This window comes from Jeotgalibacillus campisalis, assembly GCF_000829515.1.
GTDB classification, from domain to species: domain Bacteria; phylum Bacillota; class Bacilli; order Bacillales; family Jeotgalibacillaceae; genus Jeotgalibacillus; species Jeotgalibacillus campisalis.
In genome coordinates this window covers 166,223-192,766 of sequence record NZ_JXRR01000001.1, presented here as the reverse complement: position 1 = coordinate 192,766, position 26,544 = coordinate 166,223, and the positions used below count along the sequence as shown (strand labels likewise).

24 protein-coding genes and 1 pseudogene are annotated in these 26,544 nt (G+C 44.1%); 17 read left to right on the top strand and 8 right to left on the bottom strand.

Features of this window, described 5'->3' with window-relative positions:
* The 10 genes and pseudogenes from KR50_RS00910 (at position 1) to KR50_RS00865 (ending at position 8,631) form a co-directional block, all read left to right on the top strand.
* Positions 1-1,098 carry a dipeptide epimerase gene (locus KR50_RS00910; protein ID WP_041053685.1) on the top strand — a complete coding sequence of 366 codons (1,098 nt, stop codon included), beginning with the start codon at positions 1-3 and terminating at the stop codon, positions 1,096-1,098.
* Positions 1,099-1,115: 17 nt separating this feature from the next.
* Complete coding sequence (locus tag KR50_RS00905) at positions 1,116-2,045, top strand: C40 family peptidase (RefSeq protein WP_041053682.1); 930 nt, start codon at positions 1,116-1,118, stop codon at positions 2,043-2,045.
* A 27-nt stretch (positions 2,046-2,072) separates the two neighbouring features.
* Positions 2,073-2,628, top strand: a pseudogene (locus tag KR50_RS00900) (ATP-binding cassette domain-containing protein); the annotation flags it as partial.
* Positions 2,629-3,205: 577 nt separating this feature from the next.
* Entirely contained in the window at positions 3,206-3,406 is a 201-nt protein-coding gene (locus KR50_RS00895; protein WP_041053681.1) for a cold-shock protein, read from the top strand.
* A gap of 287 nt (positions 3,407-3,693) precedes the next feature.
* Positions 3,694-4,305: a DNA-3-methyladenine glycosylase gene (locus KR50_RS00890; RefSeq protein WP_041053679.1), complete on the top strand. Its 612-nt coding sequence runs from the start codon at positions 3,694-3,696 to the stop codon at positions 4,303-4,305.
* A 16-nt stretch (positions 4,306-4,321) separates the two neighbouring features.
* Entirely contained in the window at positions 4,322-5,320 is a 999-nt protein-coding gene (locus tag KR50_RS00885) for an acrylyl-CoA reductase family protein (RefSeq protein WP_041053675.1), read from the top strand.
* A gap of 198 nt (positions 5,321-5,518) precedes the next feature.
* On the top strand, positions 5,519-6,601 hold the full coding sequence (locus tag KR50_RS00880) for a type III polyketide synthase (protein WP_041053672.1): 1,083 nt from the start codon (positions 5,519-5,521) through the stop codon (positions 6,599-6,601).
* 5 nt (positions 6,602-6,606) lie between these two features.
* Positions 6,607-7,146, top strand: a complete 540-nt coding sequence (locus KR50_RS00875) for an isoprenylcysteine carboxyl methyltransferase family protein (RefSeq protein ID WP_041053666.1) — start codon at positions 6,607-6,609, stop codon at positions 7,144-7,146.
* Between the two features lie 150 nt (positions 7,147-7,296).
* Positions 7,297-8,076, top strand: coding sequence for a threonine/serine exporter family protein (locus KR50_RS00870; protein WP_052476636.1), 780 nt, complete (start codon positions 7,297-7,299; stop codon positions 8,074-8,076).
* A gap of 111 nt (positions 8,077-8,187) precedes the next feature.
* The gene (locus KR50_RS00865; protein ID WP_041053661.1) at positions 8,188-8,631 is read left to right on the top strand and encodes a threonine/serine exporter family protein; all 444 of its coding nucleotides are present in this window, start codon (positions 8,188-8,190) and stop codon (positions 8,629-8,631) included.
* 61 nt (positions 8,632-8,692) lie between these two features.
* Here the strand turns inward: KR50_RS00865 and nagB are convergent, their stop codons facing one another.
* Entirely contained in the window at positions 8,693-9,442 is a 750-nt protein-coding gene (gene nagB, locus KR50_RS00860) for a glucosamine-6-phosphate deaminase (RefSeq protein WP_041054426.1), read from the bottom strand.
* Complete coding sequence (nagA, locus tag KR50_RS00855; protein ID WP_041053660.1) at positions 9,433-10,614, bottom strand: N-acetylglucosamine-6-phosphate deacetylase; 1,182 nt, start codon at positions 10,612-10,614, stop codon at positions 9,433-9,435. Before nagA ends, nagB begins: the two co-directional genes overlap by 10 nt.
* Positions 10,615-10,784: 170 nt before the next feature.
* Between nagA and murQ the strand changes: the two genes are divergently transcribed.
* The 7 genes from murQ to amyS all read left to right on the top strand — a co-directional run bounded on the left by murQ (position 10,785) and on the right by amyS (position 19,715).
* Positions 10,785-11,681 (top strand): N-acetylmuramic acid 6-phosphate etherase, encoded by an 897-nt coding sequence (murQ, locus tag KR50_RS00850; RefSeq protein WP_041053659.1) that lies wholly within the window; start codon positions 10,785-10,787, stop codon positions 11,679-11,681.
* Positions 11,682-11,699: 18 nt separating this feature from the next.
* Positions 11,700-13,067: a PTS transporter subunit EIIC gene (locus KR50_RS00845; protein ID WP_041053658.1), complete on the top strand. Its 1,368-nt coding sequence runs from the start codon at positions 11,700-11,702 to the stop codon at positions 13,065-13,067.
* 87 nt (positions 13,068-13,154) lie between these two features.
* Positions 13,155-14,264 (top strand): DUF871 domain-containing protein, encoded by a 1,110-nt coding sequence (locus tag KR50_RS00840; protein WP_052476634.1) that lies wholly within the window; start codon positions 13,155-13,157, stop codon positions 14,262-14,264.
* A gap of 48 nt (positions 14,265-14,312) precedes the next feature.
* The gene (locus tag KR50_RS00835) at positions 14,313-15,173 is read left to right on the top strand and encodes a MurR/RpiR family transcriptional regulator (protein ID WP_041053656.1); all 861 of its coding nucleotides are present in this window, start codon (positions 14,313-14,315) and stop codon (positions 15,171-15,173) included.
* A 65-nt stretch (positions 15,174-15,238) separates the two neighbouring features.
* The gene (gene glcD, locus KR50_RS00830; RefSeq protein WP_041053654.1) at positions 15,239-16,648 is read left to right on the top strand and encodes a glycolate oxidase subunit GlcD; all 1,410 of its coding nucleotides are present in this window, start codon (positions 15,239-15,241) and stop codon (positions 16,646-16,648) included.
* 5 nt (positions 16,649-16,653) lie between these two features.
* Positions 16,654-17,958, top strand: a complete 1,305-nt coding sequence (locus KR50_RS00825) for a (Fe-S)-binding protein (protein WP_041054423.1) — start codon at positions 16,654-16,656, stop codon at positions 17,956-17,958.
* A gap of 212 nt (positions 17,959-18,170) precedes the next feature.
* Positions 18,171-19,715 carry an alpha-amylase gene (gene amyS / locus KR50_RS00820; RefSeq protein ID WP_052476631.1) on the top strand — a complete coding sequence of 515 codons (1,545 nt, stop codon included), beginning with the start codon at positions 18,171-18,173 and terminating at the stop codon, positions 19,713-19,715.
* A gap of 777 nt (positions 19,716-20,492) precedes the next feature.
* Here the strand turns inward: amyS and KR50_RS00810 are convergent.
* Genes KR50_RS00810 through KR50_RS00785 form a run of 6 tightly spaced genes read right to left on the bottom strand, consistent with a single transcriptional unit; the run spans position 20,493 to position 26,406 of the window.
* Complete coding sequence (locus KR50_RS00810) at positions 20,493-21,461, bottom strand: sugar phosphate isomerase/epimerase family protein (RefSeq protein ID WP_041053651.1); 969 nt, start codon at positions 21,459-21,461, stop codon at positions 20,493-20,495.
* A gap of 19 nt (positions 21,462-21,480) precedes the next feature.
* Positions 21,481-22,521 (bottom strand): Gfo/Idh/MocA family protein, encoded by a 1,041-nt coding sequence (locus tag KR50_RS00805; protein ID WP_041053649.1) that lies wholly within the window; start codon positions 22,519-22,521, stop codon positions 21,481-21,483.
* A gap of 8 nt (positions 22,522-22,529) precedes the next feature.
* Positions 22,530-23,552 carry a Gfo/Idh/MocA family protein gene (locus KR50_RS00800; protein WP_041053647.1) on the bottom strand — a complete coding sequence of 341 codons (1,023 nt, stop codon included), beginning with the start codon at positions 23,550-23,552 and terminating at the stop codon, positions 22,530-22,532.
* A gap of 2 nt (positions 23,553-23,554) precedes the next feature.
* Positions 23,555-24,283, bottom strand: a complete 729-nt coding sequence (locus tag KR50_RS00795; RefSeq protein WP_041053645.1) for a ThuA domain-containing protein — start codon at positions 24,281-24,283, stop codon at positions 23,555-23,557.
* Positions 24,284-24,297: 14 nt separating this feature from the next.
* On the bottom strand, positions 24,298-25,119 hold the full coding sequence (locus tag KR50_RS00790; protein WP_041053642.1) for a carbohydrate ABC transporter permease: 822 nt from the start codon (positions 25,117-25,119) through the stop codon (positions 24,298-24,300).
* A 12-nt stretch (positions 25,120-25,131) separates the two neighbouring features.
* Complete coding sequence (locus KR50_RS00785) at positions 25,132-26,406, bottom strand: carbohydrate ABC transporter permease (RefSeq protein WP_052476706.1); 1,275 nt, start codon at positions 26,404-26,406, stop codon at positions 25,132-25,134.
* Positions 26,407-26,544: the final 138 nt, after the last annotated feature.

Below are 26,544 nucleotides of genomic sequence, written 5' to 3'. Positions count from 1 at the left end.
ATGAAGATTAAATCAGTCGAAACGTTCAAATTATCCGTTCCATTAAAAAAACCTTTTAAAACCGCCCTGCGAACACTGACGGAAACGCAGTCCCTGATCGTTAAAGTCACATCGGACGATGGAAAAACGGGGTATGGGGAAGCTCCGCCCACTCACGTCATTACAGGGGATTCTCTTCGGAGCATGGAGTCAGCGATTAAAGATGTTATGGCACCCATTCTTTTAACAGGCAGTGTTCTAGATAGAGAGAAAATGCTGTATGACCTTGATCAGTCGATGGTTCATAACACGAGTGCGAAGGCCGCGCTTGATTGTGCGATTCATGATTTACTTGCTCAGCATGCCAATCTTCCGCTCGTTCAGTTTTTAGGAGGGTATCGTACCTCATTCATTACTGATTATACGGTAAGTGTAAATGAGCCGGAGGAAATGGCCGAAGATGCAGTTCAATTTATTCAGCATGGATTTACGACACTTAAAATTAAAGTGGGAACTGGAACGATTGAACAGGATTTCAGGCGAATTCAGGCCATCCGGGAAAAGGCAGGTTCAGCCTGCAAACTAAGGCTGGATGCTAATCAGGGATGGACGGCAAAAGAAGCCGTTCATGCGATACGCAAAATGGAGGACGCTGGATTCGGGATTGAACTTGTGGAACAGCCTGTCAAAGCACATGACATTGAAGGTTTAAAACAGGTTACAGACCATACTGCGACACCAATCATGGCAGATGAAAGTGTGTTCAGTACAAACGATGCGATCCGCGTGCTTCAAACAAGAAGCGCTGATTTGATCAATATTAAACTCATGAAAGCGGGGGGCATTCATGGAGCTCTTGCCATTAATAAGCTGGCGGAGGCTTATGGTGTTTCATGTATGGTCGGCAGTATGATCGAGACGAAAGTCGGGATCACAGCAGCAGCTCATTTCGCAGCAAGTCAGCGGAATGTAACGCGCTTTGATTTTGACGCCCCGCTGCTTCTTGCCAAAGACCCTGTTTCAGGAGGGGTTCAGTACACGGGAGAAGTCATGTCTATTCCTTTAGTGCCAGGGCTTGGGATTACCGGTGTTGAGGGACTTGAGGGAATGCACGACTGACGAAAAGGAGGGGTACCATGAAGAATAAGACAGCCCGGATTAACGTAACGGTCTCAACACTCTGGACGGACCCGTCATCTGTAAGGGAGATCGATGCCGAAGCAGCAGGCAATCCTGTTGCTATTCACAACTGGCTGAGCGGGATGACAGAAAAAGAACGAAGAGCGCTTCTGGATGAAAATCGGATTCAATCTCAGGTCTTATATGGAGAAATCGTTCAAATAATCGATAAGCAGGCTGAATGGACCCATGTCGTCCTACCAAGTCAGCCGACCAAAAAAGATGACAGGGGTTATCCCGGATGGATTCCTACCGTTCAACTCACAGTGGAGACTGCGGAGGAAGAAGACTGGGCGCAATTGCCGCTTGTCAGAGTAAAAGATAAACAAACGTCGCTGCTTACTATAGAAGGAACGGAAATTTTGCCGCTTAGCTTTAACACCACATTGCCGGTAAAAAAGGCGCATTCTTTTTATTATGAGGTTGATACTCCTCATGGTTTAACACGAGTGGGAAAATCTGCTGTGAACATGTACCAATCCTCTGAGGAAATTCCGAAAAAAGACGGAAAGGCCATTGTAAATGCAGCGGAACACTTTGAGGGACTGCAATACTTATGGGGTGGAATGAGTGCTTATGGATATGATTGTTCAGGCTTTTCTTATAACATGCTAAAAGCAAATGGCTATGACATTCCGCGGGATGCTTCAGACCAGGCCGCAGCAGGCATCGCTGTTCAGCCAGAAGAAGTGCAGCCGGGTGATCTTCTGTTTTTTGCTTATAAAGAAGGGAAGGGCGCGATTCATCACGTAGCGATTTATTACGGTGATGGCAAAATCATTCACTCGCCAACACCCGGAAAAAATATAATGATTCAAACCATTAAAGGAAGTTTTTACGAAAAGGAATGGTGTGCAACACGTCGTTATTGGATTAGTGAAAAGTAAAGCGATGGAGTAATGGGGGAAATAAGAATGGCAACTGAGGCACTGTTGAAAGTAAAAGAGCTGAAAAAGCATTTTGATCTGGGGAAAAACGGACTGCTGAAAGCGGTAGACGGTGTAAGCTTTGAAATATATAAAGGAGAAACACTTGGGCTGGTAGGAGAATCGGGCTGCGGCAAATCCACGACAGGACGTACGGTTATGGGGATGTATAATAACACGGATGGCGATGTTCATTATGAAGGGAAAAATGTTCAACAAATGACAGAAAAAGAACGTTTCTCCTTTTTGCGAAATATGCAAATGATTTTTCAGGACCCCTATGCATCGCTGAATCCCCGTTCTACCGTTCTTGAACTTATCTCTGAGCTAATGGGGATTCATAATTTACATAAGAATAAGGGTGAAATGAAAAAAACTATACCAGTTTGTTGAAACTGTAGGATTAAATTGTGATCATGCTAACCGCTATCCGCATGAATGCCAACGACAGAGAATTGGTATCACTAGAGCTATGGCATTAGAACCGGACTATATTATTGCAGACGAGCCTATATCTGCTTTAGATGTATCTGTTCAAGCGAAGGAAACAGATCATTTTGTTTCATGCCACTTTGTGTAAGTAGATATTTTTATGTTTGCAGATCCGTTCTGAGGGGAATATTCTTAACAAAACAGGAGGGATCGACTCTTATGGGAAGACTTATAGGCAGAATTATTAAATTTGGACCGATCGTTTATCCGTTTATTAAAAAATTCATGAATAAACGTAAAGCAAAGAAGTATTAATGAGATAGGACCCGCATCTTGCGGGCCTTTTTCTGTTGAAACCTTGGATTTCTGGAACCATAGCAGGCGCTTTGAATGAACCCTATTTAAGACGCAACCTAGCAGGAGGAGGAGAAATTAGCGAAAAAGTTAAAATTTTGTCGAAAAGACGGTTTGAAACCCATTGACAGCAAACTTTAAATAAGTTATTCGTTAAAGGGTTGCTATTTGAATTTAGACGTGATAATATAAACACATGCTTAAAGAGTAACAATCTTTTAATTCACATGTTACCAGGGATTATATTTCTTGTAACTGCGTAATCTGTGGTAACATGTGAATTGTCTATTTTTACATCGTTAAGTAAAATTTAACAAAATGTTGGAGGTTTTACCATGAATGAAGGTACAGTAAAATGGTTTAATGCAGAAAAAGGATTTGGCTTTATCGAAGTTGAAGGCGGCGAAGATGTATTCGTACATTTCTCAGCTATCACTGGCGAAGGTTTCAAATCACTTGAAGAAGGTCAAAAAGTTAGCTTTGATATCACTCAAGGCAACCGTGGCGACCAAGCTGCTAACGTTGTAAAATTATAATTTTTACAATCAGAACGACTGACACATCTGTGTCAGTCGTTTTTTTTTGTCTAAAATATTTACTGGCTGCAATCCAGCCTATTTGAAAACGCTTCTTTACATAAACAAGTACACAAGATTCACTCCAGTAAAGGGTTTAGCAGGGGTTTTAGCATTGAAAGATCTAATCATTACTTTATCTGCAAATACTACATACTTATTTCTAATTTTACATTTGACGTTTCAAAACACAGCTAGTCAGGGAAATGTAAAACGGACAAGCAATAAATAGATTGGAGAATTAACCCATGAATCACTATGTACCGATGCCGCAATCATTTTATGAACAGCCTACGCTTCAGCTGGCACAAGCTCTTTTAGGGTGTTTGCTAGTTAAGGAAACAGAAGAAGGGGTGGCATCAGGCTATATTGTTGAAACGGAAGCGTATATGGGACCAGCTGACCGTGCTGCCCACAGTTTCGGTAACCGAAGAACCAAAAGAACGGAAATTATGTTTGGCAAGGCAGGCTCTGTTTACACGTATACCATGCACACTCATATACTCGTCAATGTGGTGAGCAGTGATGTCGGAAGCCCTGAAGCTATCCTGATTAGAGCTGTAGAGCCATTTGAAGGAACATCATTGATGGAAAATCGAAGACCTGGACGATCCAGAAAAGAATGGACCAATGGCCCAGGAAAACTAACAAAAGCACTCGGCATCCAAATGAATGACTATGGACATCATTTTACTGCGTCTCCTTTAACGATTTGTGAGGGGTGGGAGCAGGATTCATTCCATATCTCATCAGGACCTCGTATTGGAATTGAGAATACAGGTGAAGCAAGAGACTATCCATGGCGTTATTGGGTAGAGGGAAACAGCTATCTATCCAAAATGCGATCACCAACTACTTAAAAAGGGGATGAACATGATGTCATCAGAATTTCGCGCAGTCATTGTAGATAAAAAAGAAGAGAATGTTTCAGTAGAAGTTAAATCAATTGGGAAAGAAAAGCTTCCGGAAGGTGAACTTTTAATCAGGGTCGCCTATTCAAGTGTAAATTTTAAGGACGGCCTTGCCGGTCTTCCGGACGGAAATATAGTGAAATCCTATCCGATGGTGCCAGGCATTGATTTGGCCGGGACTGTTGTTTCATCTAAAGACAGCCGTTTTAATGAAGGAGATCAAGTTATTGCCACAAGCTATGACATCGGCGTCTCCCATTTTGGCGGATATAGTGAATTTGCCAGCATTCCAGCAGACTGGGCTTTACCAGTGCCGCAGAATATGACCCTAAAAGAAGCGATGATTTATGGTACCGCCGGATTTACCGCTGCCTTGTCTATTCATCGCCTGGAAGCCAACGGAGTCTCACCCGATCAAGGAGAGGTGCTTGTTACAGGCGCTTCCGGGGGAGTTGGAAGCATGGCTGTAGCTATGCTTTCAAAACGCGGCTATCAGGTAGTTGCGAGCACAGGAAAGCAAGAAGAGACTGACTACCTGAAGAAACTGGGTGCTAATCGTGTAATTTCACGACAAGATGTTTATGATGGCAACCTGAAGCCGCTGCAAAAAGGCGAGTGGCAGGCTGCTGTTGATCCGGTGGGCGGAAAAAGTCTGGCATCAGTCCTAAGCAGAATTAAGCGGGGCGGTGCTGTAGCAGTTAGCGGCTTGACAGGCGGAAGTGACGTACCGACAACCGTTCATCCATTCATTCTTCGCGGAGTGAGCTTGCTTGGAGTAGACTCTGCATACTGCCCAATGACGCTTCGTCAAGAGATTTGGACGCGTCTGGCAAGTGATTTGCAGATTGAAAATGCAGACTCTCTTATTGATCGTGAGGTTTCTCTTGAGGAGGCGCCTGCTGCGATGCGCGATATTTTAGAGGGCAAGGTTCGGGGAAGAGTCTTAGTAAAAATAGAATGTTAGATAAAAAGGTGACGAACGCTCGCATTCGCAAATGCTCAAACTGACACGGAGAGCACTTGCTGTTATTGTTTTATTACCGTGAAATGAATAACTTGAAGAAATCGAACCGAATCTTTTTGGTTCGGTTTTTTTGTGTTTGTGTAAAATGAATCTTTGTGGGAAATAATGGGGAAGGTGATGATACAAGGAGGAGACACAATGCCAAGAATTCTTTCCGTGAGTTCATTTCAGCCGCCTTATAAAGTAGAGCAGGAAAAAACGGCTAACTTGACCAAAAGGTTGTTTCAAGAGGATTTTAAAGAGATTGAACGGTTGCTGAACGTTTTTCAAAATGGAGATATTAAGACTAGACACTTATGTGTGCCTCTGGATTGGTTTGAAAAACCGCATAGTTTTGAAGAGCGAAATCAATTGTATATTGAACTGGCAACACAATATGGTGTGGAAGCAATTCAAGCATGCTTGAAAAATAAATTTTTTCTTGAAGAAGAGATTTCTTCTATGGACATTGATGCCATTTTATTTGTATCGAGCTCAGGCATTTCAACGCCAAGTGTGGATGCAAGGATAATGAATAAGCTTTCTTTTTCAGAGAACATGAAACGGATCCCGATCTGGGGGCTCGGCTGTGCGGGCGGTGCTTCTGGTTTAAGCCGTGCGTATGATTATTGTTTGGCACATCCTTCAGCAAAAGTTCTATTGCTGTGTGTTGAGCTATGCAGCTTGACCTTTCAGCATGGTGACCGTTCAAAAAGTAATTTAATCGGGGCATCACTTTTTGCTGACGGCGTAGCCTGTGCACTTGTTTCGGGTGATGACGTTAACATAACGACTAAAAAACCAGTCCCTTCAATTGAGGCCACGGCTTCTAAATGGATGCCAGACTCTGAAGATGTAATGGGCTGGGAAGTGAAAAATAACGGATTGCATGTTGTGTTTTCTAAAGATATTCCAGCAATTATCACTAGCTGGCTGGGGCCTTTTGTCCGGGATTTTCTGGAGCAGCGCGGGATGACTCCTGAACAGATTGATTATTTTGTTGCTCATCCCGGTGGAAAAAAAGTGTTGAAGGCTTATGAAAAAACGCTCCAATACAGTGAAGAAAAAACGCGTATTTCAAGAGAAGTATTGAGGAATAACGGAAATATGTCTTCACCTACAGTACTTTATGTGCTGGAGCGATTTATGGAACAAGGGGAATGCGATGCAGGTGATACAGGCTTGCTGACGGCATTAGGACCAGGCTTCAGCGGCGAACTGCTGCTGCTGAAATGGAAGTGATTAAGATGATCTATTTTATTTTCATACTCGTTGTGGTGCAGCGGCTGGTTGAATTAGTGGCAGCAAAAAGAAATGAACGGTGGATGAAGAGCCAGGGAGCTTTTGAGGCAGGTGCATCCCACTATCCATTTATGCTGGCGCTGCACATAGGTTTTTTCCTAAGCCTGCTTGTTGAAACCATTCTATTTGATCGTTCCCTTTCTCCATTTTGGCCTTTATTGCTGACGCTGTTTTTAGTCGCTCAGGGTTTTCGGATCTGGTGTTTAGTGTCTCTGGGGAAATATTGGAACACCAAAATACTGATTCTTCCTGGAGCCAATGTGGTCAGAAAAGGACCTTACAAATGGTTAAAGCATCCTAACTATGTGGTTGTGACGATTGAACTGCTCATTCTTCCGCTGTTGTTTCAGGCTTTTGTGACAGCTGTGTTATTCAGTCTGCTGAATGGTTTGATGCTTGCGGTTCGAATACCAACAGAAGAAAGGGCGCTTAAAGGCTCAACCAATTACAGGGAAGTGTTTGAAGAGCAGTCGGATCCAGGGTAATTCCGCCGGGTAAACTGAGTCGTATGCAGACTCAGTTTTTTTTGTGAGAGTGAGGTTAAGCTTTCTGAACGATGAACACTCATGATACACTTAAACCAAATTCATGCGCTCGCACTTGTGATGGGCAAATATAACGTTCGGAGCGATCAAATGGACCACGAATTGGACATTGAACAATACTTAGAAGAGCAATATGACATCATGGACGTCAGCTTACTGGCTGGTAAAATTATGCTTGAAAGCGGAGCGGAAACCTATCGGGTTGAAGACACAATGATGCGGATAGCAGCCTCCTATGGCATAAAGGAATCTCATAGCTATGTGACACCGACTGGCATCATGTTTTCAATTGAAACAGATGAACCGACAAAAACAAAGCTCATGAGGATTTCCAATCGGACAACCGATTTAAAAAAGGTCATGCTGGTTAATAGCACATCGAGGAGAATTGCGAAAGGAGAACTGGATGTTCCGCAGGCTTACCGCATTTTAAAAAGAATTTATGCATCAGATGAAACGTATTCACTTAAAACAAGAATTGCGGCTGCCTCCATTTCCAGCGGCTGTTTTTTAATGATGTTTCAAGGTGGCTGGGTCGATTTCCTTCCTGCGGTGATTGCAGGCGGCATTGGCTTTGCGAGCGTTGGATATTTTCAAGAACTGATCTCGATTAAATTTTTCGCAGAGTTCATGGCTTCTCTTATCATCGGTGTCCTGGCATTGCTTTTTGTTCAACTTGGTTTTGGGCTGCAGCCGGATAAAATCATTATTGGATCGGTTATGCCGCTCGTGCCGGGTCTTCTTATTACGAATGCTGTTCGCGACTTAATTGCAGGTCATCTCATATCCGGTTTAGCAAAAGGGGCAGAAGCATTTTTAACCGCTTTTGCAATTGGGTCGGGTATTGCTGTAGTGGTGACTTTTTTATAAAAGAGCTGTCAAAACGGCTTTTGGTGAGGGGTGTAGGTTAAGGTTCCTCCCGTAAGAAGTGTCCAGCGATCAACACTGGCTTTATTAGCCTGATAGAAAGGAAGAAGGCACATGACCATTGTTGTCCAGCTTATTACGAGTTTTATTGCGGCTGCGGCATTTGCGGTGATTTTTAATGCCCCAAAAGAATCATTAATCAAATGCGGCTTTGTCGGGATGCTTGGGTGGATCGTTTATTTTATCCTGAGTACCGAGGGAATTGACATCGTTCCTGCAACCGTTGCAGCTGCTTTTTTAATTGCAGTAGTGAGTCAGGTCTACGCAAAGATGTATAAAGCGCCGGTTATTATTTATATCGTTGCGGGAATCATCCCTCTTGTACCAGGGGGGATGGCGTACGATTCGATGCGGTATTTTGTGACAAATGACTATAATATGGCCGTTTCTTTGGCAGCTAAAGCCTTTATGGTATCCGGCTCAATTGCAATGGGCATTGTGCTGTCAGAGGTCATTAATCAACTGCTGCGTCAAAGCCGATTAAAAAGAATAGGATGAATGTTTGATTAAATAAAACAGCTCAATGCAGGAATTGCTGTGCATTGAGCTGTTTTTTGTTTTAAATAGTTTCAGGTTGAGGCAGATCTGCCCATGCTTCCCGGTCAGCAATCAAGGTAACATGAGGATGGCTGCATAGCACGGATGCCGGAAAAGCTTCTTCCTTTTTTTGTTGCAGCAATCTCCTTAAAGCTGCTGTCTTTGAAGGGCCGGATGCGAGAAGAAGTATTTTCTTGCTTTTTAAGATCGAAGCAATACCCATCGTTATAGCATGGGAGGGAACCTCATCAACCGAATGAAAGAAACGGGCATTCGCTTCTCTGGTGGACTGGGCTAATTTGATGACATGTGTTTCGCTAGAAAAGGAGCTTCCCGGTTCGTTAAAACCGATATGACCATTTGATCCAATCCCAAGAAGCTGCACATCAGCAGGACCAATCTTTTCAATTAATCTTTCGTATCGCAGACACTCTTCATCCAGAAACGATGCATTGCCATTTGGCAGATGCGTCTGCTCCTTTGGAATCGCAATTTCATCAAATAAATGCTTTTTCATGAAAGCATGATAGCTTTGAGGGTGATCTTCTGCAAGGCCGATATATTCATCGAGATTAATGGTCCGGACTTTCTCAAAAGAAATTGCCCCTTGCTGATATCGCTTGATCAGCTCCTGATAAAGTCCAATCGGCGTACTTCCTGTTGCGAGGCCCAAAATGGAGGCAGGATGAGACTGTATCAGCTGTTCAATTATCTCAGCTGCTTTTTGACTTAATTCTTCATAGTGGTTGACAACGATCAGATTCAAAGCGATTCCTCCTTTTGGAAACAAACCTCCCCGCGGCAGAGAGTGATCATAACCTCATACTGTTCATTAATTAGCACGATATCAGCATCCTTGCCGATTTCAATACTGCCTTTTCGATCCCATACCCCAATTTGTTTCGCGGCATTTTGAGAAGTAATGGCCGCTAGTTCCCCGATAGTTAGATTGGTAAGTTTCTTCATATTCAACACCGCATCCTGCATCGTCAAAATGCTTCCAGCAAGCGTACCGTCCACTAAACGTGCTTCCTTTTCTTTCACAAAAACCTCTTGTCCGCCTAAATCGTACTTACCATCCTGAAGCCCCTTTGCTCTCATCGAATCTGTAATCAAAATGGTTTTTTCAGGGCCTTTCTGCCGGTATGCCAACTCAATCGCTTCGGGTGCAGTATGAATAAAATCGACGATTAGTTCGACTGATAGATTATCAAGCAGCAAGGCTGCCCCAACGACACCTGGTTTTCTATGGTGGAGGGGGCTCATCTGGTTATAGAGATGAGTTACATGCCGGGCTCCGTTTTGCACAGCCTCCCGCACATCCTCGAAAGTCGCGTCAGAATGCCCGATTGAAGCAACCGTTCCCTGCCCGGTTACATGCTCAATAAACGCTTGTCCATGTGGCGTCTCAGGTGCCACTGTCGTTACCCGTATGGAATGCCCGCTTTCTTTTTGCCACTGGTCAAATTGCCTGATATCAGGAGCCGTTATCCACTCGGACGGCTGAGCTCCTGCTTTTGATGAAGCGATAAAAGGTCCTTCTAAATGAATACCGAGCATCTCAGCCTGGCCGTACATATTAGGGGTGTTCATATATTGACGTGCTGAAATAAGCGCTTTTGAAATGGCCGAAGGGGACTGGGTCATGGTCGTTCCTAAATAACTGGTCGTTCCTTCTTTTGGAAGCGCTTTTGAAATGGACTCAATTGCTTTTTGCTCAGCGTCCATGAAATCAAAACCAACTGCTCCGTGAAGATGAAGATCAATAAAGCCGGGGATAGCAGTCCATGCTTGCTCCAAACAATCGATTACCTTTGCTTCCTGATCCTCTATGTGGGATGCAACAGCTTGGATTTTTCCATCTGTGATCCCAATATCACCCCGGAAAGAACGGCCCTCACCCTGAAAAATTTCAACATTCTTAATGATCGTGGATTGAGACATTGCTTCGCCTCCTGTTTCTCTTATTCGATAGTTGTAGTGTAGCGGGTACTGAAGAAGAATACAAATAGTTTTTGAAATTAAATTTCATTTTATTTTAAATTTATATTGATTTTTTGTTTCTGTAAGCGCATACTGATACATAATTCAAACAATTAGAAGGTGAGATTGAGATGAAATTAAATAAATTATCTACTGAACAGAGAAACAAGCAGACCGAACAATTAGATGCCATGAGTATCCATGACATTTTACGTGCGATGAATGAAGAAGACAAAACCGTTCCGGAAGCTGTAAAAGAAGTCATTCCTTCCATTGAACAACTGGTTTTAAAAACAATTGAACAAATAAAAGCTGGAGGAAGAATGATTTATTTGGGTGCAGGGACCAGCGGACGTTTAGGGGTTCTTGATGCAGCGGAATGTCCGCCGACTTTCGGGGTGGATTCCTCTCTTGTGGTTGGCATTATTGCAGGAGGAGAAGAGGCGCTGCTTGAAGCGGTTGAAGGAGCCGAGGATTCAGAAACACTTGCGGCAAAAGATCTTGACGCGATTGATCTTTCAGACAAGGATGTAGTGATTGGCATTGCGGCAAGCGGACGAACGCCATATGTAAAAGCCGGGCTTGTCTATGCTTCTTCTAAAGGAGCAGCTACAGCCAGTATTTCGTGTAATACGAACGCTGAGATTAGTCAAAAAGCTGGTATCCCAATAGAAATTCAAACCGGGCCTGAAATTTTAACGGGTTCTACTAGACTTAAAGCAGGGACGGCTCAAAAGCTGGTGCTGAATATGATTTCGACATCTGTGATGATCGGTCTTGGCAAAGTCTATCAAAACCTGATGGTGGATGTGAAAGCAACAAACAGGAAATTAGAACACAGAGCCAAAAATATGATTGTACAGGCCACAGGGGTGGACGAAGAAACAGCCGCTGCCTTCTATGGGAAATCTCATCAGAATGTCAAAACAGCCATTGTGATGATTCTTGCAGAAGTAACAGTTGAAGAAGCGGCACGGCGTTTAAAAGAAGCAGAAGGATTTGTTCGTAAAGCGATTAAATTGAGTTGATAAAAAGGGGGACTTTGGGTGAAGAAGGAACAGCAGCTTGCACATTCGATCATGGAGAAAGTCGGGGGAAGAGATAATATCATTCAGCTTAACCACTGTATGACGAGAATCAGGTTAAATATGAAGGATGAATCACTTGTTAATATAAAAGAACTTAAACAGGTTCCAGGGGTCATGGGCGTAGTTGAAGATGATACGCTTCAAATAGTCGTAGGGCCAGGAACGGTAAATAAAGTAGCCGATGAAATCAGCAAAGAAACCGGCTTAAAAGTTGGAGAGGTTTCAGCAGATCCAGGTTTAACAGCAAAGGATCGGCAGGCGGCATTAAAAAAGAAAAACAGTACGCCGATAAAAAATGGACTAAGAAGAATCGGGAATATTTTCATCCCGCTGATTCCTGCCCTAGTTGCCTCCGGGATTATTAATGGAGGTGCTAACTTTGCGGTTAACGCAGGAGTTGATCCGACTAATACGATCATCGCCATTTTGCTTTTATTAGGCGGAGGAGTCTTTGCATTCTTAGGCATTTTAGTCGGTTGGAATACAGCGAAGGAATTTGGCGGAACACCAGCTCTTGGTGCAATTGCAGGGATTATTATTATCAACCCAGCTTTAGCCACTATCACCCTCTTTGGTGAAGAACTGGTGCCTGGACGGGGTGGACTGATCGCCGTCATTTTAGCGGCATGGTTTATGGCGGTTGTCGAAAGATTTGCTAGAAGATTTGTACCAAATTCAATCGATATTATTTTAACACCGCTAATTGCTGTCCTTGTCGTTGGTTTTACAACGCTGTTAGTCATCCAGCCGGTAGGAGGATGGCTCTCGGTAGGCATTACAGATGGAATTAATTTCATCCTTGATATTGGAGGCGTCGTCGCAGGAGCTGTTTTAGCAGGGTTCTTCCTGCCGCTTGTAATGGTGGGACTGCATCATGGTCTTACACCGATTCACATGGAATTTATCAATAGCATCGGAATCACGCCGATTTTAACCATTCTCGCAATGGGAGGAGCCGGGCAGGTTGGTGCTGCCATCGCTGTTTTTGTGAAAACGAAAAATACTAGACTTCGAACGACGATTAAAGGTGCTTTACCTGTAGGGTTTTTAGGAATTGGTGAGCCATTGTTATACGGGGTCACTCTTCCTCTGGGGCGTCCATTCATCACAGCCTGCATGGGAGCAGCTGTCGGAGGAGCATTTCAAGCTCTAATGGATACGGCAGCCCGCGGCATTGGAGTGTCTGGTTTATCTTTAATTCCTTTAATTGACGATAATAAATTTCTGCTTTATTTCTTAGGTCTGGTTATTGCCTATACGTTTGGTTTCATCTTTACCTATCTATTTGGATTTAAAGAATCGATGGCTGACAATTTGGATAACTAAACTTTTTTAAAACTGGTGCGGGTAAGAGGAGACTCTTGCCCGTTCATTGTTAGGCTTGAAAATGTTTTATCAAAAGGAGGAGTGAACATGATTGGCGCATCTGTTTTTCTCGGACAGCAAACGGAAAGGGAACAGCAAACGTATCTGGATCTTATTCAAAAAGCAGGAGGAAAAACAATCTTCACGTCTCTGCATATTCCCGAAGATGACGCGGCGTTATATAAGAATGCGTTAAAAACCCTGGCCGATCAAGTGCAGGAAAGAGGGATGAGACTATATGTTGATATGTCCGGTCATTCCATGGAGGCCCTTGGTTTAACGTGGAAAGAGGCTGGGGTTTTAAAAGACTGGGGTGTAGAGGGGATACGGGTAGATTACGGCATCGATTCTCAAACGATTGCAGCGATCTCAAATGTGATGACTGTAGCGTTAAATGCCAGTACGATCACGCAGATTTGGATGGACGAGCTTACAGCACTGGGACTCAACAAAGAACAATCAGAGGTATGGCATAATTATTACCCTCGTCCAGAAACGGGACTGTGTTCAACTTGGTTTGATCAGCAGAATCAGTGGTTTAAGCAAAACGGCTTCAAAACAGCCGCCTTTATTCCGGGGGATAAACGCTTGAGAGGCCCTCTTCACAAAGGGTTGCCCACTCTTGAAAAACATAGGAGAATGTCTTCTTTTGCCGCCTATTTATCTTTAAAGCATCAGCATCCAGTAGATGAAATTCTCATAGGAGATCCGGAAATTAGCACACAAACGTTTGAGCAACTGACAGCGTATCAGCAAGGTGTGATTCGCCTGCGCTACAAGCCATATACGAATGATGTTCTATCTCAACGTCTTCTTGCACTTGAGCATAGAAATCGGTTTGACCCTGCGAGAGACGTGATCCGTTCTGAAGGTGCCAGACCTTTTTTCCAGATCCAAAATGACAGGATTAAAGCTGATCAGCCGAATGAACGAACGATCGGGGCCATTACGATCGATAATGAACACTACGGCCGCTATCAGGGCGAACTGCAAATCGCGAGAACCTCATTGCCAAGTCATGAAGGGGTAAATACAGCTGGTCAGATCATAGCCAAAGATATCCCGCTAATCCCGTTTATTGGCCCCGGCCAGGAGTTTAAGCTGATCCCTGTTGGTGATAACCCGGGAAATGGAGAAAGTTCCTTTTCCTCTATATAATGATAGGTACTACGGGATGAACGCAGTTGGTTCACACAGGAGGAAGAGATGTCAATTTTTTCGGTGTTAAAACAAATTGAACGAAACCTTGAATCGTTCACAAAAGCTGAAAAGTCGGTCGCAAACTATGTGCTAGGAAATCCGGCGCAGGTGATGGAAATGACGACAAAAGAATTAGCTGCTGCAAGTCAAAGCAGTGAAGCCGCCGTTATGCGGTTTTGTAAACGAATCGGCATTCAAAGCTTCAAAGTCATGAAGCTTGAATTGGCAAAAGAGCTTCACACCAAAGGAGACGGAATTCCGGAAATCGTGGATTCACCGTTTCAGCTTGAAGATGACCCGAAGCTTATTATTCAAAAGGTCATGTTTAATACAATCCAGGCACTTCAAAATACAGAAAAAATGCTTTCAGTAAAATCAGTATCAAAGGCAATTGATCAATTGGATCAGGCAGAGCGGATTTTTGCTTATGGAGTAGGGGGATCGTCTGTCGTAGTGAGGGATTTTACTCAAAAGCTGCTGCGAATCAATGTCAATGTCTTCAGGTCTGATGACAGCCATTTGCAAATGACCATGACCGCCAATGCCACAAATAAAGATGTAGTCTTTGTCGTTTCAACATCAGGGAAAACAAAAGAGGTAGTGGATCTATTGACCATCGCTAAAAAACGCGGTGTTACATGCATTTTACTGACTCAAAACGGTGCATCCCCTGCACGCAGGCTCGCTGATCTTGTTTTGACGATGTCGGAGGAAGAACACAACTTGCGCATTGGAACGATGACAGCGCGGATTGCTCAAATGGCCGTTATTGATGCTCTATACATTGGTCTATGCTCAAAACGGGGTCAAGAGGTGTTTGAGAGAATTGTGGACACACATGAAGCCGTTCAGCATTTAAAAAAGTAGATTAAAAAAACAGTTCATAAACAGTTAGATAAAATTAAAGCTCTTTCAATGAAAGGCGGAGAACCATGAAACCTGAAATTTTGGAGCAGCTTAAGCAGTTGATTGGCAAAGAGCATGTCCAGTCCTCGTCTGCCTCCCGATTAGTGTATTCGTATGATGCGACGCCTGGCTATCAGTCTATGCCGGATGCGATTGCCGTTCCGGGTTCAACAGAAGAAGTGGCAGCGATTGTGAAAATGTGCAATGAAAACAGAGTTCCTATTATTCCAAGAGGTTCCGGAACAAATTTATGCGGCGGAACCTGTCCCACTTCAGGCGGGCTGGTACTGCTTTTTACCCGCATGAAAAGCATACTCGAAATCGATGAAGAAAACCTGACCGCAACCGTGCAGCCGGGTGTGATTACCAAATCCCTGATCGATGCAGTGGAGGAGCGGGGGCTGTTTTACCCGCCCGATCCCTCTTCCATGAAAATTTCCACAATAGGGGGAAATATTAATGAAAATTCAGGCGGTCTGCGGGGCTTAAAATATGGTGTAACCAAAGATTATGTACTCGGTCTTGAAGTGGTTCTGCCAAACGGATCCATTATAAAAACGGGAGGAAAGCTGGCAAAGGATGTGGCGGGCTATGACCTGACCAAGCTGATGGTGGGTTCAGAAGGAACACTTGGCATTGTCACGGAAGCTACGCTCAAGCTTATCCCTATTCCGGAATCAAAGCAGACGATGCTGGCTGTATTTGACTCAATGGAGCGTGCAGCAGAAGCCGTTTCATCAATCATTGCGCATCATATTATTCCCGCTACGCTCGAATTCATGGATAAACCGACGATTAAAGCAGTCGAAAATTTTGCTAAGGTAGGGCTTCCTTTAAACGCGGAAGCTGTGCTGTTAATTGAACAGGACGGCGAAGAAGCAGCGGTCTCAAAAGATATGAAAAAGATGCAAGTCATCTGCCAGGAAAGAGGAGCAATTTCAGTTGAAGCGGCTAAAACGCCACTACAAGCCGAGAACTTGCGCACAGCAAGGAGAACCGCTCTTTCTGCTTTGGCACGCTTAAAGCCGACAACGATATTGGAAGATGCAACGGTCCCCCGATCCAAAGTAGCGGAGATGGTCCATGCCATTAATGAGACAGCCCTACGTTTCAACTTGACCATTTGTACATTTGGTCATGCAGGTGATGGCAATCTTCACCCGACCTGTTTAACGGATGCAAGAGACAAGGAAGAAATGGAAAGAGTCGAGCTTGCGTTTGAAGCTATTTTTGAAAAGGCAGTGTCACTTGGGGGGACCATTACCGGAGAACACGGCGTCGGCGAGATGAAGGCTCCTTATTTAGAATGGAAGGTTGGTTCAGCGGGAATTGAAATAATGAGAGCCGTTAAACAAACGTTTGATTCAAACAATATAATGAACCCCAATAAAATTTTTGGAAAAGATACACGCAAACGATTGGTGGTGAAATCGTGACTGTGATGCAGGAAATCAAAAAAGCTTTTGTCGAGCGCGTGGATGAAAACGAATTAATGAACTGCATGCGCTGCGGATTTTGTCTGCCGAGCTGCCCGACTTATATTCAATCCGGAGAGCAGGAAATTCATTCCCCAAGAGGAAGGATTGCTATGATGAAGGCGGTGCGTGACGGGATGATCGAAGCAGACGAAGAAATGCGAAACTCCCTTGATGTTTGCCTTGGCTGCAGAGCTTGCGAACCTGTCTGCCCAGCAGGCGTGCAATATGGTCATTTACTTGAAGAATCACGGGCAATTTTGCAGGAGCATACCGCTTATTCCGCAACGCAAAAAGCAGTACGTCACACGGTCTTTCACGAGCTGTTTCCTAAAAATAAGCAAATGAACCGGGTCGTTAACCTTGTTGGCTTTTATCAGCGATCCGGATTGCAAAAAGGTGTGCGAAAGGTCGGGTTTTTAAAGCTGTTTCCAAAAGGAATGCAGGAAATGGAACGAGTTCTCCCACCTGTTCAAAAAGAGAAAAAGCGCCAATACGAGCAGAAAGTTTTTGAAGCAGTCGGTAACAAAACAGCAACGGTCGCATTTTTTGCTGGATGCCTGATGGACACGATGTTTAATGAAACCAACCGGGCAACAATCAAACTTCTTCAAATGGCAGGCTGTGAAGTCCATATTCCGAGCGATCAGGGCTGCTGCGGAGCGCTTCACGGGCATGCAGGGGAGAAAGATCAAGCAATCGAAATGGCAAAACGGAATATCTCAGCCTTCGAATCTATGGAAGCGGATTATATTGTTTTAAATGCAGGGGGCTGCGGAGCTTATTTGGCCGGCTATGACCATTTATTAAAAGATAGGGGTGGCTGGCAGACTCGAGCTCATTACTTTGCTTCTCGCGTGCGTGATTTTTCCACAGTTTTAATTGAAAAGGGATTAGAGGACAAAGTAAATTTAGTCTATCCCTCAACCGTGGTTACGTATCAGGATTCCTGTCACCTGCGAAATGGCATGAATGTTTTCCATGAACCAAGACAGCTGCTCAGGCAGGTTGAGGGAGTGGAGTATCGCGAAATGCCAGATGCTTCAGGGTGCTGTGGTTCAGCCGGTATTTATACCATCGTTCAGCCGGACATGTCCCTAAAAATAGTTGATGACAAAATGGAAAAAGCCATAACGACCAATCCCGGTGTTATCGTGACGGCAAATCCCGGCTGCCTGCTGCAGATGAAGGTGGGTATTGAGCGGAGCGGATTAGCAGGTAAAGTAGAAGCAGTACATTTAGCAGATTTTCTTTTGGAGGCACTCTCATAACTCACTTCACCCGGCTCTTCTTGAGATAAAGAGAGCCGGATTTTTTTCTGAAAAAATAGTAAAACCAATCTATTAGACTAGTATATTCTAAAATCAGTAGGTCCAAATAGCCTTTTTAAATTGACTGCTTTCTTTTTGGAAAAGTATGTTAGATAATCAACTTGTGCAAGCGTTTTCATTAGCGTGCAACAATTGAACAAGGGGATGAAAAGATGAAGGGATGGCAAAGGGTGACCAGATGGCTGATAGCTGTACTACTTGCATGTACGATTTTTCCCAGCCAGCTGACTGGCAATGCTGCAACACCACAGAACGGGACCATGATGCAATATTTTGAATGGTATCTGCCAAATGATGGACTTCATTGGAATCGACTTACGAATGATGCATCAAATCTAAAAAACCTTGGAGTCACAACAGTTTGGATTCCTCCTGCCTATAAGGGGACGTCGCAAAACGATGTTGGGTACGGAGCATATGATTTATATGACTTAGGAGAGTTTAATCAAAAAGGGACAGTCAGAACTAAATATGGCACACGCGGACAGCTTCAGACAGCCATTAACACACTGAAAAATCAAGGCATAGGAACCTATGGTGATGTCGTGATGAACCATAAGGGCGGCGCTGATTTTACGGAGTCTGTCCAGGCTGTGGAAGTGAATCCTAATAATCGTTCACAGGAAACATCAGGAGAGTACACAATCTCGGCATGGACAGGCTTTAATTTTGCTGGAAGAAATAATCTGCATTCAGCTTTCAAATGGCGATGGTACCATTTTGATGGGACAGATTGGGATCAATCCAGAAGTTTGAACAGGATTTATAAATTCAGAGGCTCTGGAAAGTCATGGGATACAGAAGTATCAAACGAGTTTGGAAATTACGATTACCTCATGTATGCAGATGTCGACTTTGATCACCCAGAGGTCAAAGCAGAATTGAAAAACTGGGGCAAGTGGTATGTACAAAGTTTAAATCTGGATGGCTTCCGTTTGGATGCAGTAAAACATATCAAACATGATTATATTCAGGAATGGCTTGCGGATGTCAGGAGAACAACAGGCAAGGAGCTTTTCACAGTAGCGGAATACTGGCAAAATGATCTCGGCGCCATTAACAATTACTTAGCAAAAACAGGCTATTCACACTCTGTTTTTGATGTACCGCTGCACTATAATTTTCAGCGTGCAGCAAACAGCGGCGGGAATTTTGATATGCGCACGATCTTTAATGGGTCAGTCGTTCAGCAGCACCCGACTTTAGCTGTAACGATTGTAGACAATCATGATTCACAGCCGGGTCAGTCCCTGGAATCAACAGTGGATGCTTGGTTCAAACCGCTTGCCTATGCCATGATTATGACGAGGGAGCAGGGATACCCTAATTTGTTTTATGGTGATTTCTACGGAACAAAGGGATCAAGTAATCGTGAAATACCAAATTTGTCTTCTAAATTAACTCCGATATTGAAAGCAAGGAAGGACATGGCCTATGGAACCCAGCATGACTACTTAAATCATCAGGACGTAATCGGTTGGACAAGAGAAGGGGTAACGGACCGTTCTAAATCAGGACTGGCAACCATTCTGTCTGATGGTCCAGGGGGAAATAAGTGGATGTATGTTGGAAAGCGGAATGCAGGCGAAACCTGGAGAGATAAAACAGGGAATTCTTCAAACGCTGTCACAATTAATAGCGACGGGTGGGGGCAATTCTTTGTAAATGGCGGCTCGGTTTCGATTTATGGTGAGTGAGTATAAGTTCAGCAAGAAGAGAAAATGCTTAGATGAATAGATAAATAACGGAGACTAATAGACATGAAAAAAGCACTGGCAGAATGGCTCTACCAGTGCTTTTCCTGATGCTTTATGGATGGAGCTGAACGAGCGCCTTCCGCTTTTAGTGTTATCCAGCTGCAGGCGCTAGCTCCTCGAGTCATAAGTCACGCTGTCCCAGCAGGCGAAGTACATGCCTGCTAAGCCACCGCGTCTTATGCTTGTCGGAGCTGAACGAGCGCCTTCCGCTTTTATTGGTATCTAGCTGCAGCAGGCAGGGGCTCGAGTCATAAGCCACCCTGCCCAATAGGCAAAGTGCGCCTATTAGTGCGTGTCGTCTTATGCTTGTCGCCCCTAAACGCCTGCTTCCGCTTTTACTTCGGTATCCAGCTCCAGGCGCTAGCTCCTCGAGTCATAAGTCACGCTGTCCCAGCAGGCGACGTGCATGCCTGCCAGGCCACCGCGTCTTATGCTTGTCGGAGCTGGACGAGCGCCTTGCGCTTTTAGTGTTATCCAGCTCCAACGGGCAGCTCCTCGGATCGTAAGCCGCTCCGCCATGCAGGCAAAAAGCGCCTGCTTGGCAGATCGTCTTACGTCTGTCGGAGCTAAACGCCCGTTTCCGCTTTTAGTGTTATCCAGCTCCAGGCGCTAGCTCCTCGAGTCATAAGTCACGCTGTCCCAGCAGGCGAAGTGCATGCCTGCCAGGCCACCGCGTCTTATGCTTGTCGGAGCTGAACGAGCGCCTTCCGCTTTTAGTTATAGCCACCACATTTCTGCTGGTTGTTCTTTGATGTTGACTGATTTTAGGGTGGTGACGGCGCGTTGGAATCCTTCTTCGATGCTCATGATTGGGTCTTCGTGTTCGATGCTGACGACGTGGTCGTAGCCGTATGTGCGCAGGGCGCTGATGATGTTGCCCCAGATTTCTGCAGAGTGTCCCATGCCGACTGAGCGGAAGTTCCATGCGCGTGTTTGGATGTTGCTGTAGGGCTGCATGTCGGTTAAGCCGTACATGTTTACGTTGTCTTGGTCGATGTAGGTGTCTTTGGCATGGAAATGATGGATGGCATTTTCCCGGCCAAGAATTTTGATGGCGCCCACTGGGTCGATTCCTTGCCACCATAAGTGACTTGGGTCAAGGTTTGCTCCAATGTACTCATTTGTTGCTTCACGAAGCTTTAGCATCGTGTGCGGAGTGTGGACAGAGAAACCGCCATGAAGTTCAAGGCCAATTTTAACATCCGCATCTTTGGCGATTTCGCCAATTTCTCTCCAGTATGGAATCAGCTTATGTTCCCATTGCCATTCTAAAACGTCGCCGTATTCATTTGGCCATGGAGCCACCGGCCAGTTAGGGTGGCGTGACTGTTCGTCTGCACCAGGTGTTCCGGAAAACGTATTGACGACGGGTACGCCCATAAGCTGAGCAAGTTTAATGCTTTTTCGTAGTGCTTCATCGCTTTCTTTCGCAAAAGCAGGATCAGGACTTACAGGATTTCCGTGGCAGCTGAATGCACTGATCGTTAGTCCACGGGAAATAACAGCATCTAAATACTGATTTCGTTTTCCTTCATCTTCCAGTAAATCGTCAATTGGACAATGATTCGTGCCAGGGTAGCCGCCCGTTCCAATTTCAACTGCATCCAGCCCGGAATCTTTTACGTAATCAAGCATGTCTTCAAATGATTTTTGAGCAAATAGAACAGTAAATACACCTAATTTCATGTTTTATTCCTCCTTCGATTTAATTGAACGAAATCGCTTTTCCTGTTTCGCTGCTTTTATAAATGGCTTCAATGATTTTGGATACCATCATTGCTTCTTCAGGCTTTACAAGTGGTGTCTGGCGTCCTCGGCAGCTCTCAACAAAGTTGGCCGCTTGCGGAATGCCTGGGTTTTCGTCATCGGAAATCCAATAAGCACTTTGGTCAAGAAGCATTCCGTATTTTGATTGATACAGCTTTAACGGGTATACATCAAGTCCGCCGTTTGTACCGGATACACTGACGGTTTCCTGATCGTCTGCCAGGTTTGCTGCCCAGGATGTTTCAAAAAGAAGGGTAGCTCCGTCTTTAAATTTAATAAACGCCGTTGCGTGATCGTCGACTTCAAATGTTGAAGGATCAAAGGTACCCCATTGGTTGACGATATCTGCTTGTCTGCTGAGTTCATTGTATGTAGCCCCTGATACTTCTGCAATTTCTGGAAATTCCATTAAATGAAGGGCTAAGTCAAGGAAATGACAGCCGAAATCAATCAGGCTTCCGCCGCCTTGCAGTTCTTTGTTTGTAAAAACACCCCAGCCGGGAACTTTGCGTCGGCGAATAGCTTGAGCACGAGAAACAAGAGGGCGTCCGATTTCACCTTCATCAATAAAGCGCTTAGCTGCCCGGGCTTCTTTCGAGTACCGGTAATGGTAAGCGATCATCAATATCTTATCTGCCTTTTTAGATGCTTCAATCATTTCCTCACATTCCTGAGAAGTGAGAGCCATAGGCTTTTCACATAGCACGTGAACCCCTGCATTAAGGGCGGCAATAGAGATTTCAGCGTGAAACTTATTTGGGGTGCAAATGGTTACTGCGTCAACATGCTGAAAAACTTCTTCATACTTTGTCGTGTAAAAAGATATGGAATGATCGTTGGCAACCGTTTGCGCTCTTTCTTCGTTTACATCACAGACTGCCGTGATTTCAACATGGTCGTTTAACAATTGAAAGGCGGGAAGGTGCCGTGAAACGGCAATTCCTCCAGCCCCAATAAAGCCCATTCGTAATTTTTCCATCTTATCACCTATAGTTTTACGATTTGTTTTGTTTCATTGGATTGAATAGCAGCTAAAATGACCTGCAGCGATTTCATGCCCTCATATCCTGTAACCAATGGGGCATTACCGGTTAGGATTGATTCAACAAAATGATCGATTACGCCGGTAGAAACCTGAGCATCCTCTTCATTCGATTGAATCTGACCAAGGCTGAGCTGTTCTTTCGTTCCATCGTGTTTATGGAATACAACCGAATAAGTCTCATCATCTTCCAGGCGAAGAACTCCGTTTTCTGCGTAAATAACGGTGGAGTTATCTTCTTTTCCCTTGTAGGACCAGCTTGCTGCTAGTGTGCCGATGATCCCGCTTTCTGTTTTTAATAAAAGCACGGCATTGTCATCCACATCCGCTTTTTTTGAGCTGGTTTCAACCATTGCGGCTACTTCCGTCATTTCTTCACCTAAAATATAGCGAATGAGATCTGTTTTGTGAACGCCAAGGTCACCCATTGCCCCAATAAATGCTTCTTCCTTTTTAAAGAACCAGCTAGAAGCGCCGTCCGCACTCCATGCTTCAGGGCCGGGGTGGCCAAATGCAGTTCTAAAACTGAATATTTTTCCAAGCTTTCCTTCAGCAATCCATTCTCTGGCCTGCTTATGAGATTCAACGAAACGCTGATTGTGGCCGATCATAAGCATTTTTCCGCTTTTTTCAGCTACAGCAATCATTTGTTCTGCTTCTTCCTGACTCGTCGCCATTGGCTTTTCGCAAAGAACATGCTTTCCTGCTTTTAGTGCAGCAACAGAAACAGGTGCGTGCAAATAGTTTGGTGTACAGACGCTGACAGCATCGAGTTCTTCTTTTAATAACTCGTGATAATTTGTGTACACCTTTGAAATACCAAACTTCTCTGCCATTTCTTTTGCGCGTTTTTCATTAATATCGCAGATCGCGACAACTTCTACCTGGTCATTGTCAGCATATTCCAGAAGATGCCGTTTCTTGGCAATGCTTCCTGCGCCAACAACTCCAATTTTTAACTTGGTCATTCTTAGTCCTCCTTGTAGCCTTCGAGCTTTTCTAATGGCTTAGCATTCCCGTAAACAGGATATTCACGCGTAGTAGGAGCAGCCCATTTCACGCCGTTCGCGATAACTTTTTGTATTTGTTTGTTGTAATAAGTAGGGTGTGTTTCATGTCCTGGACGGAAGTAGAAGATTTTGCCGTTTCCGCGTTTGAACGTTGCGCCGCTTCGGAATACTTCTCCACCCTCAAACCAGCTTAGGAACACCAGCTCATCAGGAGCAGGAATATCAAAATGCTCACCGTACATTTCTTCTTCTTCGAGTTCAATATATTCGCCGATGCCTTCTGCAATCGGATGGCTCGGATCTACAACCCAAAGACGTTCTTTTTCCTGAGCTTCACGCCATTTAAGATCGCAGCCTGTGCCCATCAAGGTTTTGAAAATCTTTGAGAAATGAGCGGAGTGGAGGACCACAAGTCCCATTCCTTCCCAAACTCTTTTTTGAACTTTTTCAACAATCGCATCATCCACTTCATCGTGAGCCACGTGGCCCCACCAGAGGAGAACATCTGTATTATTTAATACTTCTTCTGTTAAACCGTGTTCAGGCTCATCTAATGTTGCCGTTTTCACGTCATATCCATGTTCAGTAAGTGCAGAAGCAAGTACTTGATGAATCCCATCAGGATAAATTTTTGTTACTTCTTCATTATTTTTTTCATGACGATACTCGTTCCAAACCGTTACATTCATTTTTTACACTCCTTTTATTCTTTAACTGAGCCGGAAGTAAGTCCAGCTACAATTCTTCTTTGGAAAATCAATACCAGTATAACAATAGGAATGGTCACAATAACAGTGGCAGCTGAAATATCTCCCCAAGGAATGGTAAATTGGCTCTGATAGAAAGAGATTCCAACGGGAACCGTCCGCCAGCTGTCCGCGGTATTGATCGTAAGCGCAAACAAATATTCGTTCCAGGCAGCGATGAAGACCAGTATGCCAGTCGTAAAGACGCCTGGTGCTGCAAGAGGAAAGATAATTTTGCGAAATGTTTGAAAAGGTGTTGCTCCATCCAGTTTAGCAGATTCTTCGAGCTCCCACGGAATCTTTTTAAAGAATGTTGCTAGAATCCAGATCGAGAGCGGCAAGCTGATTGTAATATAAGGGATGACAAGCCCCATGTAGCTGTTTCTTAGACCCATGTCAGATACAAAGTTATAGATTGGTGAAATAATCGCAATCTGCGGAAACATAGAAGCTGCGAGTATAATACCGAGGATAAGCCCTTTGAATTTAATTGGCAAGCGAGTTAATGCATAAGCTGCGATTGAAGCAAATCCAATTGCAATAATCGTCGTTAAAGTGGATACAACAAAGCTGTTTAACATGTACCGGAACAAAGGACGTCTGCTTATCGCATTTTCATATGAGTCAAGTGACGGATTTGCTGTAAACCAATTAAAGTTGTTGAAAATTTCACCCGGCGGTTTGATCGATGTGAGGAAAACCCAGATGAAAGGGAACATCACAAAAAATACAAACACGACGAGAAAAATGTAAAATCCTATACCAGCACGTTTGTTCATCTTGATTCCTCCTTATCGAGATCTTCCTTCAAATAGATCAGACCCGATGAATTTTATAAACAGAATTGAAATTAAAGCGACACATAAGAAGACAATAACTGATAACACGGACCCTGCTCCGAAGTTTTGCTGAGAGAAGAGGGTGATGTAAGCATAGATCGAGATGGACTCAGTAGAGTTAGCTGGTCCGCCTCCTGTTAAAACATAGATTAGATCAAATACTCGGAAAGCATCAAGTGTACGGAAAAGCAATGCAACTAAGATAGCTGATTTTAATAGAGGCAGTGTTACTTTCCAAAACTGCTGCCATTTTCCTGCACCATCTACTTCTGCTGCTTCATATAATGAACCGGGAATCGTTTGAAGGCCGGCAAGCAGTAGAAGTGCCATGTAAGGTGTCGTTTTCCATACATCTGCAAAAATGACGGAAAACATGCCTCCGTTTGCGGTAGAAAGAAGTACAGATGCGTCATTGATTAAACCGAATTGTTCAAAATAGTGAGCAACAATCCCGGTTTGTCCATCATACAAAAAGCCCCACATCATGGCCGCTACGGCGGTTGGGATGGCCCATGGAATCAAGACAGAGGCTCTGACAACACCCCGCCCAATAAATACTCGGTTAATCAGCAAGGCAATGGCTAAACCAAGAACCAGCTCTACTGAAACAGACGCTATGGTAAAAATAAAGGTGTTTAGCAGGGACTGCCACATGCGGGAGTCTTGAAGATAGCGGCTGTAATTGCTAAACCCAATGAAGTTTGATTCGATCACCGCACTGTTAATCGTATCAACTGTTCCAGCCACGTTTCCGGCAGTATTGGAAAATGCTTCTTCAGAAGCATCCTCTGATAAAGCAACTAGATCTTCATTTGAGGAGGCTAAAAAGTCTTTGTATTCTTCAGCCCAGTCATTATCGACTCTTGCATACTTTAAATCTCTGTCTGAAATAGCTGTAAAAGAAGCGATTAATTCATCCACTTCTGCATATTGCTCCTCTAAACCATCCATCGCCAAAAGATCGCTGTGAAATGCTTCAATCTCTGTCTGAATGTCATTGACAGTTTGAGCAGCTTCTTCATCAGGCGCTTGAGCGGATAAATCCTCTAAATCACGAGAGATATAAAAGTATTCAGTTGCGTATCTTTCAAGGTCAATATTTGATTGAGTAAATCGTTCTGAACGAGAAGGATCGGTAAGACGGTAATCAAATAAACTATTATAAAACGATTGGGCAACCGGCCACAGAGTAACAAGAATAACAAGGATAAGGGCAGGTGCTACCATGGCATATCCTAGCTGCTTTTCATTCAACTGAAATTTCAAATCTATCACCCGCTTTTTCGTTTAATAGAAAGGGGAGGTGAACAAGTTTCACCTCCCCTTTGTTAAGTTGTCGTGTGTTTCTTGGTCGGAGCTGAACGA